The 17346-nt window shown below is 62.7% G+C and carries 17 protein-coding genes; 5 read left to right on the forward strand and 12 right to left on the reverse strand.

The genetic code is table 11. The annotated features are described in order from the left end of the window. Positions 1-2: 2 nt before the first annotated feature. The 4 genes from FHX10_RS30695 to FHX10_RS30710 are packed head-to-tail and all read right to left on the reverse strand — an operon-like array spanning position 3 to position 4057. Entirely contained in the window at positions 3-926 is a 924-nt protein-coding gene (locus FHX10_RS30695) for a sensor histidine kinase (RefSeq protein ID WP_245294545.1), read from the reverse strand. Then, the gene (locus tag FHX10_RS30700; RefSeq protein WP_063474023.1) at positions 904-2109 is read right to left on the reverse strand and encodes a thiolase family protein; all 1206 of its coding nucleotides are present in this window, start codon (positions 2107-2109) and stop codon (positions 904-906) included. Before FHX10_RS30700 ends, FHX10_RS30695 begins: the two co-directional genes overlap by 23 nt. Next, a complete protein-coding gene (locus FHX10_RS30705; protein WP_063474024.1) occupies positions 2087-3610 on the reverse strand; it encodes a class I adenylate-forming enzyme family protein in 1524 nt (507 codons plus the stop codon). The genes FHX10_RS30700 and FHX10_RS30705 overlap by 23 nt, the downstream gene beginning before the upstream one ends. A gap of 30 nt (positions 3611-3640) precedes the next feature. Further along, positions 3641-4057 (reverse strand): acyl-CoA thioesterase, encoded by a 417-nt coding sequence (locus FHX10_RS30710; RefSeq protein WP_047616650.1) that lies wholly within the window; start codon positions 4055-4057, stop codon positions 3641-3643. A gap of 53 nt (positions 4058-4110) precedes the next feature. Here FHX10_RS30710 and FHX10_RS30715 point away from each other — a divergent pair, with 53 nt between their 5' ends. Then, on the forward strand, positions 4111-5079 hold the full coding sequence (locus FHX10_RS30715; RefSeq protein ID WP_063474025.1) for a zinc-dependent alcohol dehydrogenase family protein: 969 nt from the start codon (positions 4111-4113) through the stop codon (positions 5077-5079). Between the two features lie 13 nt (positions 5080-5092). Here FHX10_RS30715 and FHX10_RS30720 read toward each other — a convergent pair whose 3' ends face one another. Further along, the gene (locus FHX10_RS30720) at positions 5093-5464 is read right to left on the reverse strand and encodes a winged helix-turn-helix transcriptional regulator (RefSeq protein WP_063474026.1); all 372 of its coding nucleotides are present in this window, start codon (positions 5462-5464) and stop codon (positions 5093-5095) included. 137 nt (positions 5465-5601) lie between these two features. On the opposite strand from FHX10_RS30720, the gene FHX10_RS30725 reads away from it, so the two are divergent. Continuing rightward, positions 5602-6069 carry a nuclear transport factor 2 family protein gene (locus FHX10_RS30725; protein ID WP_063474027.1) on the forward strand — a complete coding sequence of 156 codons (468 nt, stop codon included), beginning with the start codon at positions 5602-5604 and terminating at the stop codon, positions 6067-6069. A gap of 158 nt (positions 6070-6227) precedes the next feature. On the opposite strand, the gene FHX10_RS30730 is transcribed toward FHX10_RS30725, so the two are convergent. From FHX10_RS30730 to FHX10_RS30745, 4 genes are all read right to left on the reverse strand, one after another. Further along, on the reverse strand, positions 6228-6695 hold the full coding sequence (locus FHX10_RS30730) for a response regulator (protein WP_047616656.1): 468 nt from the start codon (positions 6693-6695) through the stop codon (positions 6228-6230). A 70-nt stretch (positions 6696-6765) separates the two neighbouring features. After that, positions 6766-8706 carry an ATP-binding protein gene (locus FHX10_RS30735; RefSeq protein WP_063474028.1) on the reverse strand — a complete coding sequence of 647 codons (1941 nt, stop codon included), beginning with the start codon at positions 8704-8706 and terminating at the stop codon, positions 6766-6768. After that, positions 8703-9365, reverse strand: coding sequence for a response regulator (locus FHX10_RS30740; protein ID WP_063474029.1), 663 nt, complete (start codon positions 9363-9365; stop codon positions 8703-8705). Before FHX10_RS30740 ends, FHX10_RS30735 begins: the two co-directional genes overlap by 4 nt. Then, entirely contained in the window at positions 9362-10489 is a 1128-nt protein-coding gene (locus FHX10_RS30745; protein ID WP_063474030.1) for a sensor histidine kinase, read from the reverse strand. Before FHX10_RS30745 ends, FHX10_RS30740 begins: the two co-directional genes overlap by 4 nt. A 192-nt stretch (positions 10490-10681) precedes the next feature. Here FHX10_RS30745 and FHX10_RS30750 point away from each other — a divergent pair, with 192 nt between their 5' ends. Next, a complete protein-coding gene (locus FHX10_RS30750; RefSeq protein ID WP_184390662.1) occupies positions 10682-11140 on the forward strand; it encodes an SgcJ/EcaC family oxidoreductase in 459 nt (152 codons plus the stop codon). A 242-nt stretch (positions 11141-11382) separates the two neighbouring features. Further along, a complete protein-coding gene (locus FHX10_RS30755) occupies positions 11383-11940 on the forward strand; it encodes a DUF3299 domain-containing protein (RefSeq protein WP_063474032.1) in 558 nt (185 codons plus the stop codon). A gap of 227 nt (positions 11941-12167) precedes the next feature. On the opposite strand, the gene katG is transcribed toward FHX10_RS30755, so the two are convergent. After that, the gene (katG, locus tag FHX10_RS30760; RefSeq protein WP_063474033.1) at positions 12168-14357 is read right to left on the reverse strand and encodes a catalase/peroxidase HPI; all 2190 of its coding nucleotides are present in this window, start codon (positions 14355-14357) and stop codon (positions 12168-12170) included. A gap of 144 nt (positions 14358-14501) precedes the next feature. On the opposite strand from katG, the gene FHX10_RS30765 reads away from it, so the two are divergent. Next, a complete protein-coding gene (locus tag FHX10_RS30765; protein ID WP_063474034.1) occupies positions 14502-15416 on the forward strand; it encodes a hydrogen peroxide-inducible genes activator in 915 nt (304 codons plus the stop codon). Between the two features lie 18 nt (positions 15417-15434). On the opposite strand, the gene panB is transcribed toward FHX10_RS30765, so the two are convergent. Both panB and panC read right to left on the reverse strand, forming a co-directional pair. After that, entirely contained in the window at positions 15435-16256 is an 822-nt protein-coding gene (gene panB, locus FHX10_RS30770; protein WP_047616670.1) for a 3-methyl-2-oxobutanoate hydroxymethyltransferase, read from the reverse strand. Further along, a complete protein-coding gene (gene panC, locus FHX10_RS30775) occupies positions 16253-17182 on the reverse strand; it encodes a pantoate--beta-alanine ligase (protein ID WP_063474035.1) in 930 nt (309 codons plus the stop codon). The genes panB and panC overlap by 4 nt, the downstream gene beginning before the upstream one ends. Positions 17183-17346: the final 164 nt, after the last annotated feature.

The following is a 17346-nucleotide window of genomic DNA, read 5'->3' on the forward strand; positions in this document are numbered from 1 at the left end:
GATCAGCGTTCGACGGGCAATCGCAGCGTCACGACCGTGCCTCGGCCTGGCTCGCTTTCCAGATGGAGATTTCCCCGTGCTTCCTGGGCGAAGCGTTTGACCATCGGCAGGCCGAAGCCTCCAAGCCCCGATGCTTTCGTCGTGAAGAAAGGATCGGTCGCCCGGTGCAGCACATCTTCTGTCATCCCGAGACCGTTGTCCGAAATCCGCAATTCAATCCCGGCGCCTTCGCCTTCGCCGTCGATGGCGGCGGCTGCGATCGAAATCACACCGCCATCCGGCATGGCGTCGCGCGCGTTGAGCAGCAGGTTCATGATGGCGCTTTGCAACCCCACGCGGCTGCATCTGAGCATGGGAAGTGTCTCGCTCGCATATATCTCGAACGCGATATCACGGTCCCAGGTGGCTCTCGCCAGGGCTTCGATTTCCATCAGGCAAGCCCGGATGTCGATTGGCTCGGCCGCGGCATTGCCGTCACTCGCAAGGCGCATCGTCTGCTGAACGAGCGTTCCCGCCCGCTGAAGCGAGATCCTGGCACTGGCGAAGACCGGCACCAGGGTCGAGCCCATCTCGATGTCGGGACTGCGCGACATCATGTTCAGCGCGGAGGTGGCGACCTGGATCAGGTTACCCAAGTCGTGGACGATGCCGAGTATCGCATCCGCAGGATTTGCATTGAGGGAGATCGCTTCCGGTCGCGTGTGAGAAAAGTAAGCTTCACCGGCGAGGATATTCGTATCTGAATCCGACATGCTTTTGCTCCTCATCCGCTCCATCGACAGACATGTCGTTCCCGAGCAGATGGAGGCTATGATACGAGCCGGGCTGTAGTCGATTGGTTCAAGGGTGAGGGCAGGCAATACCGTCGTATGGTCTCGCGCCGGACGCTGTTGCCCCTTGGGTTCAGGAAAGCTCGACAGCCTCAAACATGGCAGTCAGTCCGATGCCGCCGCCAATACCGATCATCGCAAGCCCGGTCGCGCCTGTCATCAAGGTTCCCCCGGTGTCGCGGATCATCTGGCTGTATAGACGGGTCACGAGGACGGCGCCGGAGGCCCCGAATGGATGGCCCAAGGCAATGGCGCCGCCGCTCCTGTTGACCGCGTCGGCCGGGATTTCGAGCTGATCCAGCGACGCCAGAACCTGGGCCGCGAAGGCCTCGTTGAATTCGATGGCATCGATGCCCGCGAGCAAGAGCCCGGGCTGACGCTGCATGAGTTTCCTGGTCGAGGCGACCGGCCCGATGCCGAGCAGATTGGGATCCACACCGGCAGCGGCACTGTCGATGAAGGCCAGGCCCTCGTCGATGCCCATGCTTCTTGCCATTCCGCGGCTCATCACAAGCACCAGGCAGGCGCCGTCGTTCAGCGGACAGGCATTGCCTGCCGTCACCGAACCATCCGGCAGGAAGACTGGCCGGAGGTTTGCAAGCGCCTCAGGAGATGTCGCGGCGCGGGGGCACTCGTCCCGTTCTATCAGGCCGTGGCTGGTGGAAATTTCAACGATCTCGGGTCGAAAGATGCCCGCCTCGGCCGCCTGCACGGCGAGCCGGTGGCTGCGCAGGGCGAATTCATCCTGTCGCTGGCGCGATATGCCGAACTGACGTGCGACGTTTTCGGCGGCAATTCCCATTTCCGGGTCGCCGATCGTTTCAGGCGAAAACCGGGCGCGGCCGTAAAAGCGCGGCAGCGCCCCATTCGCCTTTGGTCTTTCGACGCGCCATGGCGCGGTGCTGACGCTCTCCACGCCGCCGGCCAGAAAACACGAGCCCGCTTTCGCCTGGATCAGCCGGGCTGCCATGATGATCGCTTCCAGGCCCGAGCCGCATTGCCGGTCGATCGTCATACCCGGAACCACCATGGGCAGGCCGGCGGTGAGGGCTGCCAGCCGCGCGATGTTTCCGCCGCCGCCTGCGGCATTGCCGACCAGCACGTCGTCTATGGTTTCGGGCGCAATTCCCGTTTCGGCAACAATGCGACGGATGATCGGCGCAAGCAGGTCTTCCGCCGCGACGGTCGCAAGCGATCCGAAAGCCCGGCCGATCGGGGTGCGGTAAGCGGCAACCACGACCGGCTGCCAATCATCGTCAGGCTGATAGGCGTAAGACAAGATCGCCTCCAGAAACCACTGATGTCTCCACTTGCCCCCTCGAGATCTTGCCGCTGCTCGTCATCGGCCAGGTTCCGATATGGTAGAATTGCTTGGGGATCTTGTACCTGGCGAGCTCTCGCGCGCAATGATCGGCCAGGATTTTCGCGTCCTTCATCTCTCCCGAGACGACAGCAATGATCCGCTGACCCAGATAGGCGTCCGGTAGCGCGAAGACAACGGCATCTTCGACCCCTGGGCAGGCTTTCAACGCGCTCTCGACTTCGGCAGGATAAACGTTGTTGCCGCCTGATATCATCATGCCGCCCGCCCGGCCGATCACCCGCAACATGCCGTTTGCATCGAGTTCGCCGAGATCTCCGACCGTCGCTCCGGCTTCCGTGACCCGGAACGCCTGACCGTCGTCGCCCCAGAGATAGCCATCGGCGATCAGGTCGCTTCTGACGAAAATGGTGCCCGGCACGTCGCTCCCGACGTCGTTTTCATTCGGATCACGAATGGAGATTTCGACGCCGGGATAGGCTTGTCCAACCCGGTCGATCGGAAAATCGACTGCGCCGCCAACGAGGGTCGAGACCGTCATGAAGCCGATCTCGGAGGCGCCGTAATATTCGCGAATGCGCGCCTTCGGAAAGAGGCGGCGCATGGAGTCGACGCCGTTCACATCGAGTTTTGCGCCGGCGGTCAGCACGTCGCGCAGCGATGTCAAAGCGGGCTCCGTCGACCAGGCCCGAGCGATGCCCGCTATATGCGTCGGCACGGCAACCATCCGTTCTATCTGCGCGGAAGAGAGAATACGCGCGACCGTGCCGGGTTCCCATTTCCTGACCGAATGGAAGGTCGCCCCGGCATCCAAGGCTTCGACCAGGGCGTAAAGCGCCAGCCCATGCGCGAGGGCTCCCGGGCACATGGTGGAGGGTGCGTCTTCCAGTTGGAAAACGACGCGCCCCCGGTCGAGGCTTCGGCGCCACTGCTCGCGTGAGCGATAATAGGCTTTCGGCTCGGCGGTGGTGCCCGAGGTAAAACCGATCAGGAAGATTCCGTCGGTATCGACAGGCAGGTCGTCTCCCGTCGCGGCGAGGTCGAAGGGCTCCGCACTGGCCGTGATCACCGGTATGCCGAACCTGCGGCCGATTTCGGCGCTTGGGCCTGCAGCATCGTCGACAACAAGCACGTCCGGCGCCAGGCGCTCGACAATGCGTTCGATCCTTTCCGGCGGCATCATCGGATCGATCACCGCGCAAGCAGTCGGGAAGGCGGTAGCAGCTGCAAAATATTCGGCAAAGCCGATATGGTTGCCGAGGCTGAGAGCGGCAAGCTTGTCCACACCGGGTAGATCGAGCATGCGGCGGTTCGAGCGGGGGAGCTTCTGGAGAAACCGATAGATTGCCTTGGCGCGGGAATAAAGCTCGCCGTAGCTCAGGGAATGCCCGTCAATCACCAGCGCCGGCTTGTCCGGTGTCTCCGTTACATGTCGAAGAAGCTGCGCATGGATCGGCATAAATACCCACTGGGCTTGATTGATCGGCGACTAACCCAGAGACAAAGCGGTTTTGGTCGCGTCCGGTATTGGTGTCGGGCGGCTGTCGGAAAGACTGACGCATACCCAGACGAGGCAAGCCGATGCGCAATGGGCGCCGTCGCGCTGGCGAAAGAGTTCGATTGCAAATGAGAGGCTCGATCGCCCGATTTTCTCGATGCTGACCTTCGCTTCGACGACGTCATCGACGTCGATCGGGTTGTGGAAGGTGATCTCCGCCTTCTTCACGTGATAGGCAACGCCGGAGGAGGTATGGCGGAAATGGCTGAGAATTTGCCGGTGCCGCAGGAACTCGACGACCGCATCCTCGCAATAATCGAGATAGACGGAGTTGTGGACATGGCCATAAATGTCGATGTCTCGCATCGAGACCCGGAAGGATGCTAAAGGCCTGTCGTCAACACTCATTCGATCACCCAAATTCGAAGGCGTGATCTAACCGGGAGTGTGTGGGGGATGCAATGCAATATCAGGCGGTCGTGCGAAAATTCGGGCCGGCTCAGGAGGTCGTTGAGCTCGAGCGGGTAGCACTGGCGCCGCTGCGGCGCGACCAGGTCCGGGTGCGCCTGCTGGCGCGGTCGATCAATCCCTCCGATATCATCACCATCTCAGGCGCTTATGCCGGGCGCACGACCTTGCCCTTCATTCCGGGCTTCGAGGCGTTCGGGGTGGTCGAACAGTGCGGCGAGGAGGTTCATGGGCTTTCACCGGGAACACGCGTGCTGCCGGTTCGCAGCGCCGGCGGATGGCAGGAGTTCAAGGATACCGATTCCGGCTGGTGCCTTCGCGTTCCGGATGAGCTCACCGACTTCGAGGCGGCGACCAGCTACGTCAACCCGATGACGGCCTGGCTGATGCTGCACAATAAGATCGGGCTGAGATCCGGCATGCGCATCGCCATCAATGCCGCCGCCTCTTCGATCGGATCGGTATTGATCGGGCTCGCCAATGCCGCGGGCGTGGAGCCGGTGGCAATCGTTCGCAGCGAAGCCTCGCTCTCGCGCCTGCGCGGCCGCCTCGAGACGGTCATCGTCGACAGGGCGGACAGCGACCTCGCTGCCGGTCTCACCGGTCGACACGGGCTCGACGCGGTGCTCGATTGCGTCGGCGGCGCGCGCGCCTCCCTCCTCGCCGATGCGCTGAGGCCGGGCGGGCATTTCGTGCATTACGGCCTGCTTTCGGGCCAGAGCATCCCAGCTTCCTTCTGGGCCTCCCATCCCGATATCGTCTTTTCCTATTGTCATCTGCGGGAATGGGTCCATTCCGAAGCGATGAGCGAGGTCCAGCGCGCCTATTCCGAGATCGCTGCGCAGATCGCCTCGAAGGTCATCGCGACCGAGGTGCGGGAGGTGTTTCCTCTGGAAAAGGTCGGCCAGGCGCTGCAATCCGCCCTTCCGTTCCGGACCGGCGGAAAGGTTCTGCTCGCCTGACAGGATTTCCCCGCTAAGGGGTTTCGTATCGCTGCCGCGCGCTCTTGATTGCCGTGCGGTTCTGCTCAGCCCATCCGATCAGGGCTTTCATGGGGATGAGAAAGGATTGCCCCAGCTCCGTCAGCTCATATTCCACGCGCGGCGGCACCTCCGGATAGACGGTGCGCCTGATGAAGCCGTCCTGCTCCAGATGCCTCAACGTCTTGGAGAGCATCTGTTTCGAGATGTCCCCGATCTCACGCAGCAGCTGGTTGAAACGCTTCTTCTCGTCTTCCAACGCCTCGAGGGTGAGCAGGCTCCATTGATCGCCGATACGATCGAGCACGCCTCTGATCGGGCATCCCGCCCCAGGCCGCTGTTTCGGCTCGTCCGTTTCCCTGGGCATGCTGCCTCCTCGGTCACTATCGGCTGACCTTGCCACCAAAACCTGCCTCCTTGCTCGACATGTCGAGGTTTCATAGACCAGTTCTCATAGTCTGCTTTCTAGACCAGATCGCCGATCCATACCAAGGAGCTTGATACATGACACTCGGGAAATTGCTTTTCGCACTCGTCATTCTGGCGGGCGTCGCCGCGCCGGCCGGCGCTTTTGCTGAATCGGCCTCGCGGGATTTGAAGGTCGAGGAAGCCAACCGGAAGCTGGTGGTGGAGTTCTACGACCGCTTCTTCAACAAGCACGATCTGGAAGCCGCCTCGGTCGTCGCCGACGACTACCGGCAGCACAATCCGCAGGTTCCCGACGGCAAGAAACCTTTGATTTCCTTCTTCTCCGGCTTCTTCAAGGACAATGCCCAATCGAAGGCGGAGATCGTCCGCAGCGCCGCCGATGGCGATCTCGTCTGGCTGCATGTGCATGCGACGAACGGCGCCGACGACCGCGGCCAGGCCATCGTCGATATTTTCCGCGTCAAGGACAGCAAGATCGTCGAGCACTGGGACGTGATCCAGGCGGTTCCGAGCGAGGCTGCCAACAAGAACACGATGTTCTGAATTCTAGGGGGCCGGCTTGCGGCCGGCCCCGTCATTGGCGCCACGCGCCTGGTTCAGCCGTTTCATTGCTGCCGATTTCCGCTGCGCTGCTGGGTCAACATTCGCCAATGGCCTGACGCCCATACGCCAAGATAACTGGCACCATCAATCGATTCCGATCAATCAATCCGCGGACGCTCCGATTTCGGCGTCGCCAGTCCGTGTTTGGCGAGTTCCAGTGTCAGGATACGTGTTTCGAGAAGGTTGAAGATGCGCAGCACCGCCTCGATCGCATCGAAGGGCTTCGTCAGAAAATCCTTCGCACCGAGCGAAAGCGCCCGTCTGCGCGTCGGCAGGGTCGCATCCGCAGTGAGCACCAGGATCGGCAGATAGCTGTTTTCGGGAATGAGCCTCGCAAAGGTCTCCAGCAGGGCGAAGCCGTCGAGATCGGGCATCATCAGATCGAGAAGAACGAGATCGACAGGATGTTCGCGGAAAAGCCGCAAGGCCTCGCGCGGTTCGGTGGTGCTGATCAGCGCGGTAAAGCCTTCGCGCTTGAGGATGCGCTCCAGCAGCGAGACATTGGCGGGCTCGTCGTCGACGATCAGGATCGTCGATCCTCGCACGATATCGGTGGAATCTGTCATGGACCCAATATTTCGTTGAAGCGATGCCGAACTGATATCAAGCGGCGCGGCCAAATCAAAGGCGATGCCATTAAGGTGGGCTTCGCATCGCAGCCTGCCTTGCCTCTACCGACGCCGGCACGCGCGGCAGATCGATATGGAACGTGGCGCCGCCTTCCCGGTTGCTGAAGCCGAGCGTTCCGCCCATGGCATCCGTCAGATGTTTCGACAGCGCCAGTCCGAGACCGGTTCCCTCCTGGCTGATCCGTTCGGCTCCCAGCCGATCGAACGGGGTGAACAGCCGGGAGACCCGTTCGGCCGGAATGCCGGGGCCGGTATCGCTGACCTCGATGCGGATATAGCCGCCATCCATCGCGCGGTGGCTGACGGTTACGCTTCCCTGGGGACGATTGTATTTCACCGCATTGGAGAGAAGGTTGAGGAACACCTGCAGCAGCCGCCGTCGGTCGGCGAGCACCGAAAGATCCGGCTCGGCCGGCTCGACGACCTCGATCGTGATCTGCTGCTTGCCGCAGAGCGGTCTTGCAAGCGACACGGCTTCGTCGATCACCTCGGCGACGGACTGTGCTTCGACCGCGAGATCCATGCGCCCGGCCTCGATCCTCGCCATGTCGAGAACCTCGTCGATCAGGCTGAGCAAATGTCGGCCGGCCCTCAAGATCTGCGCGACGCTCTCTTTGGACTCGGTATCGGTGACGTCCATTTCCAGAAGCTGCGCGAAACCGAGCACGGAGTTCAGCGGCGTGCGCAGCTCGTGGCTCATGCGCGACAGGAATTCGCTCTTGGCATTGCTCGCGCGGATCGCATCCTCGCGGGCGGCAAGCAGGGCCTCTTCGATTTGCTTGCGCTCGGTAATGTCACGCGTGATCTTGGAAAAGCCACGCAACCGGCCCGCCTCGTCATGGAGTGCGGTCACGACGACGTGCGACCAGAATTGTGACCCGTCCTTGCGCACGCGCCAGCCTTCCGCTTCGGTGCGCCCATGACGGGTCGCTTTGGCAAGCTCTTCTGCCGGAAAACTATCTCTGGTTTCGGTGGGATAGAAGCGGGAAAAATGCTGACCGACGATCTCCTCGGCGCCATAACCGGTGATCCGCTCGGCGCCGGCATTCCAGCTCACCACCCGCCCTGTCGTATCGAGCCCGAAGATGCCGTAGTCGCTGACGCCTTCGACCAGTTGCCGGAAGCGCTCCTCGCTCTCGGTCAGATCGGCCTCGCGTCTTTTCAGAAGGACGCTCGCATCTTCGAGCGCCTGTCCGAGGCTCCCCAGTTCATCGCGGAAGGGGTCCGCCACCGTCACGACCTCGCCTTGCGACAGCCGATGCGCCTCGGCTTTCAGCGCATGCACACGGCGCACGATGCTTGCCGAAAACAGGAAGACGGCGACGAGCGCGCCGGCAAAACCAAGAAAGCCGGCGGCGATCATCAGGCTTCGCGACAGAGTGCGAACCCGGTCCGCGGCCTCGGTTCTCGAGTGAAGCAGATCCGCCTCCCGCCGGCTCATCGCGTCGATCTCCTGTCTCAGCTCATCGAGGACCTGCTTGCCCTCGATGAGCTTGGCCGCAAGGTCCTCGCGTCCGCCGGCGCGCAGGGTATCGGCCTGTTTCAGGAGTTGGAGACGGTCGACTTTCGCGTCGACCAGGGCGCGGATGCGGTCGAGGCGCATCTTTTGCTCCCCATCCCGCAATCGGCCGCCGACCTCGTCGAGCACGACGGGCAGCCTATCCTCGGCGCGGTCGAAAGGATCGAGAAAATCACTTCTGCCGGTCAGCAGATAACCGCGCATCGCGGTGGCGGCTTCGGCGATCGAGGCGTGGATCTCCTGAATGCCCGATTGGATCTCCAGCGTCACCCGCACCTGATCCTCGGCAATCCGGCTTTGCCGGTCGGCCACGAAGACCGAGGCCAGCGCCGCCAGCAGCAGCGCCAGCGGCACCGTGATGATGACGATGCCCTTTGCTCTGAGCGGAAGGTCGGCGAAACGCAACGCCCGCCGGCGCGTAGCGGTCATGGCTGCTCTTCCCGGGATGTTGCGACGAGCCCGCCGCGCACGGCCATGACCGCGGCCTGCGTCCGGTCCCCGGCATCCAGCTTGCCGATGATGCGCTCGACGTGGATCTTCACGGTGCCGGGCGAGATCTTCAGCGCCCTGGCGATTTCCTTGTTGGTCAGGCCCTCGGCCACTTTCGCCAGGACTTCGCGCTCCCGGATCGTCAGCGTCTCCAAAGCGCTGCTGTTGGTCTGCGGCTTGGTGGCGGCGCGGCGCAGCAGCTTGGCGACGAGCGGACCGTCGAAGAAGGCGTCCCCCTGAAGGACACACCGGATCGTGCGGAGAATGTCTTCCCGGCTGGCATCCTTGAGCAGGTAACCTGTGGCGCCGGCTTCGATCGCCGCTTCCAGGTAGTCGAGGCTGTCATGCATCGTGATGATCATGACGCGTGTGCCGGGCGACACGCGCCGGATCTCCCTCGTCGCGGCAAGGCCGTCCATACGCGGCATGCGGATGTCGAGGAGTGCCAGATCCGGCTTGTGCTGAGCTGCTGCTTCCACCGCTTCGACGCCGTCGCGTACATCCCAGGCGACATGGAAATCATCCTGGCCGCCGATCATGGCGATAAGGCCGGCGCGGGCGATGTCGTGATCGTCGGCGACAAGGATCGATGCCGTCATGCTGATGGCGTCCCCTGCGCAAGGGGGGCAGCGGCGTGGACATGCGTGCCGCCCGAAGACCCGGCTCCGATCTCGATCCGGCCGCCGAGCAGCGCCAGCCGTTCACGCATGCCGACGATGCCGAGCCGCCCGCCCCGCATCTGGGGATGGCGCAACGCGCCGATGCCTTTGCCATCGTCGATCACTTCGAGATGCGCTTCGCCCTTATCGTCCTCGAAGAGACGCACGACCAAGCGGCTCGCCTCGGCGTGCTTGATCACATTGGTGATCGCTTCCTGCGCGACGCGGTAGAAGATGATCCCGGTCGATGTCGGCCAGCGGTCGGAGGCGGCATCGAGGTCGGCGATCACTTCGAGACCGTCGATCGCATCGAGACGCGTGCGCAGCGCCGCGGCGACACCGAGATCATCGAGTTCGGGCGGGCGAAGATCGGCGATAGCAGCCCTCAGATCGGCAACGGAATGGCGCGCCAATGCAGCGAGCTGGTCGATCTCCGGCTTCAGGGCATGCGCTTCGCCGATGCGGGCCGCAAGGTCCTGCAGGCGGTAGCTGAGGCCGGTGGCCAGCTGCGCCGAGCCGTCGTGAAGATCGAGCGCCACCCGCTGCCGCTCCTGTTCCTGCGCCTGGATCAGTTGGGCGACGAGGGCGGCGAGTTCACTTCGCTGCCGCTGGAGATCGCCGAGAAGCGCCTGATTTTCCGCTGCCTGCCGATTGAGATTGTAGGCGTCGGCGAGCTGCCCGGCCGCCACCTCCAATGTCTGCCGGTCATCGGCATCGATGGCGCGCGCCTTCGACGAGCCGACAATCGTCAAACAGAGATCGGAGCCGTCCTGCGAGGCAAACAGGATGGTGTCGCTTTCCGGGCTCGTCGACTTGCCCACCGTCAGCTGCACGGGCGCCTCTCCCTGCAATGAGGGGAACACGAGCCTGGCGAGCGATCCTCCCGCGAAGTCGGCAAGCCGGGACAGAACGTCCCGGGCAGCCGTTTCGAATGCCGCGGCATCGAGCAGGTTCTGCACTTCGATGATGAAACGCAGACGCGCCGCCCGCGCTTCCGCGGCCCGGTAAAGGGCTCGCAGTTCCGCAACGTTTGGCGAATGCGTCGGACTTGTATCGTGCTCCATGCCCAACAGGACTGCTCCGAAGATGAATGACGCCGGCACGATAGTCATTCCGGCGGGAATGTCATCTATGCCGTTCGGCAGATCGGATCGAAGCCATCCGGCAGATGAGGCGGCAGCACAGGATACTTAAATTGCTGGTCATGCGGTCGACCGATGCGATGTCCGCCGGAGCCGCCACATAGGAAAGTCAAAATGCGTACCATCATTGCTGCCGCTCTCGTTCTCGGTTTCGTTCAGGTCCAGTCGGCCGCGGCGGCTGCCGAAACCGCAGCCTGTGCGCCGACAAGCGAGGCGGAAATCGCCAAGCTCTTCGATCGCTGGAATACCTCGCTTGCGACGCTGAGCCCTCAGGAGGTCGCTAAGAACTACAGCGAAGATTCCGTGCTTCTCGCGACGCTGTCGAACAAACCTCGCCTGACCCCGGCCGAACGGATCGATTATTTCGAACACTTCCTGGCGAATGAGCCCAAGGGCCATGTCGACAGTCGCGACATCAAGATCGGTTGCAACTGGGCCGTCGACCTCGGCACCTACACCTTCACCATGAAGGACGGCTCGAAGGTTCCCGCCCGCTACACCTATACCTATGAGTTCAAGGACGGGAACTGGCTGATCACCTCGCACCACTCCTCGATGATGCCGGAGAAGTAAGGCCTCATGGCCTGCCGGTCATCTCCCCCACAGCTGTGAGATCGGCCCGACGCACCAGTTTCCCCAAAACAATTGGCATCGCAGTGCGACGAAACGGCGGAGGGTGGCCACGGCACGCCCTCTCCTTATTCCTTGCAAAGCCTGAGTAATCCGCGCCCGAAGCTTTGACGGCTAAGCGGGATCGGGAGTAGCATCCACGCGGCAGCGGCAAGGTGGTCAAAGCGGCCGGCGGTGGAGATGCAATGATGAAACACAGGCCTTTCCTCCTGACGTTCGCGGCGCTCGCATTTTGTTCCGCATGGCCGATTTCTGACGCCTTCGCTGCTGCGCAGCCTATCTTCTGGAGCGCTTTACGGCCGGCCGATCAGCCCAAGGCGACGGTGCCGCTGTCGGGTAAGCCGGTGAGCGGTCCGCAGGGCGAAACACTCGCCTGGCACGGCGAGGAACATCCGATCGAATTGACGGGCTTCGTTCTGCCGATCGACCAGGATGGCGATCTTGTCTACGAATTCATGCTGGTGCCTTGGGCCGGAGCCTGCAGCCACATGCCTTCCCCTCCGCCCAACCAACTGGTTCGGGTCGTTCCGCAAGCGCCTTTGCACCTTACAAGAATGTACGAGACCGTCACCGTGACGGGTGCCCTGCAGCCCGGCCTGGATGAGGCGCAATTCTTCATGATCGACGGTAACCGCGTCCTCACCTACGGTTACAGCATGAGCTATGCCCAGGTAGCGACGGCGACGGCCACGACCGATCCCGATCTGCTGTCACTCTCGCCTTTCGGCATTCTGCCTCGCTAAAACGCACATGTGGCGCCACCCCGCGTCTGCGCGGTGAATGACTCCAATCAAAGCAAGGACGTCTCGCGCGCCTAAGGACTTGGGCGCAGTGGATCTCCGTGACATCACTCGGGTCGAGCCCGAGCACAGAGATGAGGGAGAAGAAGGGCTGCAGTGGAAGCGCAAACCGACCCAAAAAAGAAATGCCTGGGCGCAGCCGAAACTGCGCCCGGGCAAAATGCTACCGATCAGACGAGGTCGAAGCGGTCGGCATTCATGACCTTGGTCCAAGCGGCGACGAAGTCCCCGACGAACTTCCCCTTGGCGTCGGCCTGGCCGTAGACTTCGGCGAAGGCGCGAAGCTGCGAGTGCGAGCCGAAGATCAGGTCGACGCGGGTGCCGGTCCACTTGGCAGCGCCGGTCTTGCGGTCGCGGCCTTCATAGACGCCTTCCTTGCCGGCGAGGGGAACCCACTGCGTGCCCATGTCGAGCAGGTTGACGAAGAAGTCGTTCGTCAGCGTCTCGGGACGCGAGGTGAAGACGCCGTGCTCGGGGCTGCCTGCCTTCAGGACGCGCAGACCGCCGACGAGGACGGTCATCTCAGGTCCGGTCAGCGTCAGGAGCTGGGCGCGGTCGACGAGTGCTTCTTCCGGCTTCATGAACTGATGGCGCTTGTCGTTCACGTAGTTGCGGAAGCCGTCGATACGCGGCTCGAGCGCTGCGAAGGAATGCGCGTCGGTCTGGGCTTCGGAGGCATCCATGCGGCCCGGCGTGAAGGGCACGCTGACGGCGTTGCCGCCGGCCGCTGCCGCCTTCTCGACACCTGCTGCACCGGCGAGAACGATCAGGTCGGCGAGCGAGATCTTCTTAGCCCCGGTCTGGGCGGCGTTGAAGTCCTTCTGGATGCCTTCGAGAACGCCGAGCACCTTGGCGAGCTGCGCCGGCTGGTTGGCGTCCCAGTCCTTCTGCGGGGCAAGGCGGATGCGCGCGCCATTGGCGCCGCCGCGCTTGTCGGAGCCGCGGAAGGTCGAGGCTGACGCCCAGGCGGTCGAGACCAGTTCCTGCACGGTGAGGCCGGTGGCGAGAACCTTTTCCTTGAGGTCGGCAATGTCCTTGTCGTCGACGAGCGGATGGTCGACGGCCGGGATCACATCCTGCCAGATCAGGTCTTCGGCCGGAACTTCCGGGCCGAGATAGCGTACCTTCGGTCCCATGTCGCGATGGGTCAGCTTGAACCAGGCGCGGGCGAAAGCGTCGGCAAACTGGTCTGGATTCTCGAGGAAGCGGCGCGAGATCTTCTCGTAGGCCGGATCGAAACGCAGTGCCAGATCGCTCGTCAGCATGGTCGGCAGGTGCCTCTTCGAGGCGTCGTAGGCATCCGGAATGGAGGCTTCGGCGTTCTTGGCCTGCCACTGCTTCGCGCCGGCCGGGCTCGTCGTCAGTTCCCATTCGAAGGCGAAGAGGTTTTCGAAGAAGTAGTTACTCCACTTGGTTGGCGTCTGCGACCAGGTGACCTCGAGGCCGGCGGTGATGGCATCCTTGCCGACACCGGTGCCGAACGAGCTCTTCCAGCCGAGGCCCTGATCCTCGATCGCGCCGCCTTCCGGCTCGGGGCCGATCAGGGACGGGTCGCCGGCGCCATGCGTCTTGCCGAAGGTGTGGCCGCCGGCGATCAGCGCCACGGTCTCTTCGTCGTTCATCGCCATGCGGGCAAAGGTTTCGCGGATGTCGCGGGCGGAAGACAGCGGATCGGAATTGCCGCCCGGGCCTTCGGGGTTGACATAGATGAGGCCCATCTGCACGGCGCCGAGCGGTTCGGCCAGCTCGCGCTCGCCACTGTAGCGTTCGTCGCCGAGCCAGGTGCCTTCAGGACCCCAGTAGAGTTCTTCCGGCTCCCAGACGTCGGCGCGGCCGCCGGCGAAACCGAAGGTCTTGAAGCCCATGGATTCGAGCGCGACGTTGCCGGTGAGGATCAGAAGGTCGGCCCAGGAGATGCGGTTGCCGTATTTCTGCTTGATCGGCCAGAGCAGGCGGCGGGCCTTGTCGAGGTTGGCATTATCAGGCCAGCTGTTGAGCGGCGCGAAACGCTGCTGGCCCTGGCCGGCGCCACCGCGGCCGTCGGTGATGCGGTAGGTGCCCGCGCTGTGCCAGGCCATGCGGATGAAAAGACCGCCGTAGTGACCGAAATCAGCCGGCCACCAGTCCTGCGAATCCGTCATCAGTGCTTGAAGATCCTTCTTCAGGCCGTCGAGATCGAGCTTCTTGAACTCTTCGGCATAATCGAAGGCCTGGCCCAACGGATCGGCGCGGCCGGAATTGTGATGAAGAATCTGAACATTCAGCTGGTTCGGCCACCAGTCACGATTCGTCCTGGCAGTCGGAGCCTTATGCGTATGTGCAACAGGACATTTGCCTGCGCTGTCAGTGGGGTTGTCCATAATCGTCTCCTTCATTGCTTGATTTGTCTGCCCGTCGAAAAAGATGAGCCGAGCCGGCGCCCGCTCTCTCCCCTGCAGTCTTCATATCGGAAGCGTTTAATAATTTTAAGTTGGATTTACTGATCGTTGCGATAAGCTGAGCTTATGAAGAATCTTACCCTGAAACAGCTGCGTTATTTTGAAGCCCTGGCAAGGGATGGCCGCTTCCGACGTGCTGCCGACGCCTGTGCCATCTCCCAGCCTGCGCTCTCAATGCAGATCAAAGAACTTGAGCAAGAGTTGGGCAACGAGCTCTTCGAGCGCAGTGCGCGCGAGGTGAAGCTCACTCCGTTCGGCCAGACCTTCGCGCTAAGGGTCCGCGATATCCTACGCGCTGTGGACGAACTGGGGGAGCTGGCGCGCGCCTCGCGCAATTCCTTCCTGACGCGCCTGCGCATCGGCATCATACCGACGATCGCACCTTATCTGCTGCCTGTCATCATCAACGACCTGAACAGGACCTTCGCCGGCATCCAGATCGAGGTGCGCGAGACGCAGACGGCGAAGCTGGTTCAGGAACTGGCACAGGGTCAGCTGGATATGGCGATCGTTGCGCTGCCGGTGTCGGAACCCTCCCTCACGGAACTCGAGCTCTTCAAGGAAGAGTTCGTGCTGGTCAGGCGACATGAGGACGAGGGCAAACCGGTGCCGGAACGCGAGGCGCTGCGCGAAATGCGGTTGCTGCTGCTCGAGGAAGGCCACTGTTTCCGCGATCAGGCCCTGTCTTTCTGCAAGATAGGGCCGGCTCGGCCCCGCGAAGTCATGGAAGGCAGTTCGCTCTCCACTCTGGTGCAGATGGTCAGCGCCGGCATCGGCATCACCTTGATTCCGGAGATGGCCGTTCCGGTGGAAACACGCTCGGCGCGTGTGTCGATTTCCCGATTCCCGTCTCCGCAGCCGTCGCGCACGATCGGCATGGTCTGGCGCAATTCGACACCGATGGCCAAACAGCTGCTGCAGGTTTCCGAGGCGGTCCGCCGGTCGGCCGAGACGATGCGCCAACAGTCTATCGTCCGGTGATGGGCCGGGCGGCTCGCTTCAGGGCCGCCGCTTGAATGTATGCTCGGCTGCCGGAAACTGTCGCGACCGGACCTCGTCCGCATAAGCAGCGGCGGCCGCCGCGATCCTCTTGCCCAGTTCGTCGTAGCGCTTGACGAAACGCGGGGTGAAATCGTTGAAGAGCCCGAGAATGTCGTCGGAGACCAGAACCTGGCCGTCGCAGGCCGAAGAGGCGCCGATACCGATGCTCGGTATGTGCATGGCGGCCGTTACCTCGCGGGCGAGCGGCTCCACCGTGCCCTCGATGACGACGGCAAAGGCGCCCGAGCCGCCGATGGCGTGTGCGTCGCGCCGGATCTTCGACGTCTCGTGTTCGGAATGGCCGACGGAACGATAGCCACCTGCGGTCTGGACCTGCTGCGGCATCAGACCGATATGCCCCATGACCGGGACCCCTCGCTTCGTCAGAAAGGCGATGGTCTCAGCCATCTCCTCGCCGCCCTCCAGCTTGACGGCATCGCAGCCGGTTTCCTGCAGGATTCGGACGGCATTGCGGAAGGCGACCTCCTTCGATTCCTGATAACTGCCGAACGGCATGTCGACGACGACGCAGGCCTTGCCGACGCCGCGCATCACCGCCTTGCCGTGCGCGATCATCATGTCGAGCGTGACGCCGATGGTGGTCTCCATGCCGTAGAGCACCATGCCGAGTGAATCCCCGACCAGCAGGAGATCGCAATGCTCATCGAGCAGCCGCGCCATCGGCGTCGTATAGGCGGTCAGGCAGACGATCGGCTTGCCGCCCTTCATCGCCAAGATTCGGGCTGGCGTAAGGCGCTTCTGAATTCCGGCGGCGCTCATCTGGCCACTCCCTTTCCCGGCAAGCTCCGCCCGCCGATAATGCGGTTGCCCCCGGCGACCCTGTTGCCCCCGGCAATCCTGTTGTCACCGATAACCCTGTTGTCGAGAAGCCGTGTCGAGCCGACCCGAACGAAGAGTGCGATGACGACGGGTTCCGCAATCGACGTGACCGGCTGCAGTGTCGAGGCATCCCTGACGGCGACGACCTCCGGCTTTGCCAGAGGCTCGCGATTGAGAAACGCCGTGAGCTTGGCCTCGAGCTTCCCCGGATCGGTAAGGCCGCCGGCGACCAGACGCTCCGCCTCGTCGAGGGTCTGAGGAACGATTACGGCGGCACGCCGCTCCGCTGCGCTGAGATAGACGTTGCGCGACGACAAGGCGAGGCCGTCGGCGTCCCTGACCGTCGGCACCGATATTACCCGCACCGGCACGGCCAGATCGTCCACCATGCGCTTGATGATGACGACTTGCTGGTAATCCTTCTCTCCGAAATAGGCGGTCTGCGGCTGCACGATGTTGAAAAGCTTGCAGACGACAGTGGCGACGCCGGCAAAATGCCCGGGGCGTACCGCCCCCTCGAGTTCGCAGCCGAGATCGGGAACGTCGACGACAGTCAGCATCGGGCGGGGATACATGTCCTCGACGCCAGGCGAAAAGAGGAAATTGACGCCGGCCTGTTTCAGCATGGCGGCATCGCGTTCCAGATCGCGCGGATATTTGCTGAGGTCTTCCGCCGGGGCGAACTGCAGTGGATTGACGAAAATCGAGACGACGACGATGTCGTTCTCAGCGCGCGCACGCGCGACGAGCTCCATATGACCGGCATGGAGATAGCCCATCGTCGGAACGAGGCCGACGGTTCGCCCCTGCCGCTTCAGTGCATCGAGCGTGTGGCGCAGCTCGTCAATACTCGAGAAAACCCGCATATATCCTCCCCGCGGCCGGTCACTCCATCTTGGGCGCGGATATGAAGTGTAATCGATGTGACAGGTCAATGCATATTTCTCGATAAAAACGATTAGATGCAACGGCAGCCGATGACACCAGGCGATATCGACCCCGGAAACGCCATTTCACCACACGGGCTCCC

Source organism: Rhizobium sp. BK591, from assembly GCF_014195045.1.
GTDB lineage: Bacteria > Pseudomonadota > Alphaproteobacteria > Rhizobiales > Rhizobiaceae > Rhizobium > Rhizobium anhuiense.

Excerpts from the sequence above, each read along its gene's own strand:
- FHX10_RS30705 (WP_063474024.1), bottom strand. The coding sequence starts at position 3,610 with ATGCCGATCCATGCGCAGCTTCTTCGACATGTAACGGAGACACCGGAC.
- FHX10_RS30710 (WP_047616650.1), bottom strand. The coding sequence starts at position 4,057 with ATGAGTGTTGACGACAGGCCTTTAGCATCCTTCCGGGTCTCGATGCGA.
- FHX10_RS30715 (WP_063474025.1), top strand. The coding sequence starts at position 4,111 with ATGCAATATCAGGCGGTCGTGCGAAAATTCGGGCCGGCTCAGGAGGTC.
- FHX10_RS30720 (WP_063474026.1), bottom strand. The coding sequence starts at position 5,464 with ATGCCCAGGGAAACGGACGAGCCGAAACAGCGGCCTGGGGCGGGATGC.
- FHX10_RS30725 (WP_063474027.1), top strand. The coding sequence starts at position 5,602 with ATGACACTCGGGAAATTGCTTTTCGCACTCGTCATTCTGGCGGGCGTC.
- FHX10_RS30730 (WP_047616656.1), bottom strand. The coding sequence starts at position 6,695 with ATGACAGATTCCACCGATATCGTGCGAGGATCGACGATCCTGATCGTC.
- FHX10_RS30735 (WP_063474028.1), bottom strand. The coding sequence starts at position 8,706 with ATGACCGCTACGCGCCGGCGGGCGTTGCGTTTCGCCGACCTTCCGCTC.
- FHX10_RS30740 (WP_063474029.1), bottom strand. The coding sequence starts at position 9,365 with ATGACGGCATCGATCCTTGTCGCCGACGATCACGACATCGCCCGCGCC.
- FHX10_RS30745 (WP_063474030.1), bottom strand. The coding sequence starts at position 10,489 with ATGGAGCACGATACAAGTCCGACGCATTCGCCAAACGTTGCGGAACTG.
- FHX10_RS30750 (WP_184390662.1), top strand. The coding sequence starts at position 10,682 with ATGCGTACCATCATTGCTGCCGCTCTCGTTCTCGGTTTCGTTCAGGTC.
- FHX10_RS30755 (WP_063474032.1), top strand. The coding sequence starts at position 11,383 with ATGATGAAACACAGGCCTTTCCTCCTGACGTTCGCGGCGCTCGCATTT.
- katG (WP_063474033.1), bottom strand. The coding sequence starts at position 14,357 with ATGGACAACCCCACTGACAGCGCAGGCAAATGTCCTGTTGCACATACG.
- FHX10_RS30765 (WP_063474034.1), top strand. The coding sequence starts at position 14,502 with ATGAAGAATCTTACCCTGAAACAGCTGCGTTATTTTGAAGCCCTGGCA.
- panB (WP_047616670.1), bottom strand. The coding sequence starts at position 16,256 with ATGAGCGCCGCCGGAATTCAGAAGCGCCTTACGCCAGCCCGAATCTTG.
- panC (WP_063474035.1), bottom strand. The coding sequence starts at position 17,182 with ATGCGGGTTTTCTCGAGTATTGACGAGCTGCGCCACACGCTCGATGCA.